At 60.6% G+C, this 1106-nt stretch carries 1 pseudogene; it reads left to right on the top strand.

Annotated features, from left to right (window positions below):
* Positions 1-755, top strand: a pseudogene (locus tag JFV26_RS14545) (hypothetical protein); the annotation flags it as partial.
* Positions 756-1106: the final 351 nt, after the last annotated feature.

The raw sequence follows: 1106 nt of genomic DNA on the forward strand, positions 1-1106 counted from the left end.
ACATCGTCAACAACGGTGCAGGCATCAAGTACTTCCACGCCAACTCGACCCTGGCTGATAGCACTGCCACGGGCACCGATAGTGTCGCGGTCGGCCCGGCTGCCAGCTCGACGGCTGCCAATGCGGTGGCTATTGGTAATGGTGCAGCATCTACAGTGGCCAACTCGGTTGCTCTGGGTAATGGCGCTACAACGGCAACCGCTACGGCGACCCCGAATGGCGTGGTCAACGGCACCACCTATACCTATGCGGGATCTGCACCGGTGGGTGTGATGAGCGTTGGTGCTCTGGGTAAAGAGCGTCAGATCAGCAATGTCGCCGCCGGCCAAGTCAGTGCGAGCAGCACTGATGCGGTCAACGGTAGCCAGCTGTTTGCCACCAACACGTCGATGAGTACTCTCGGCACTCAAACCACGACCCTGGGCAACAGCTCGGCCAGTACCCTGGGCGGCGGCGCGACCTATTCGCCTACTACTGGTCTTACTGGTTTCAGCCAGCCGATCAACACTGTCAGCACCACCGGCGCGGTAGGTTCCACCACGGCACAAACCAGCGTAGCGGGGGCGCTGACCGCGTTGAATAGTGATGTGGTCAACACGGCCAATATTGCGGTGAAATACGATGCCCTGGGCGGCAACACCATTACCCTGGGGGCCACCGGTGGCACGGGGGCTCCGGCCGGTGGTGTGAAAATCACCAACCTGACGGCTGGCACCTTGAGTGCGGCATCAACTGATGCGGTCAACGGTGCGCAGTTGTATGCGACCAACCAGACCATTGGTGACATCGTCAACAACGGCGCTGGCATCAAGTACTTCCACGCCAACTCGACCCTGGCTGATAGCGCTGCCACGGGTACCGATAGTGTCGCGGTCGGCCCGGCTGCCAGCTGCGACGGCAACCAACTGCGATTGCCGTGGGTAATGGTGCAGCATCTACAGTGGCCAACTCGGTTGCTCTGGGTAATGGCGCTACAACGGCAACCGCTACAGCGACCCCGAACGGCGTGGTCAACGGCACCACCTATACCTATGCGGGATCTGCACCGGTGGGTGTGATGAGTGTTGGTGCTCTGGGTAAAGAGCGTCAGATCAGCAATGTGGCCG

This window comes from Pseudomonas sp. TH31 (genome assembly GCF_016650815.1).
Lineage (GTDB): Bacteria > Pseudomonadota > Gammaproteobacteria > Pseudomonadales > Pseudomonadaceae > Aquipseudomonas.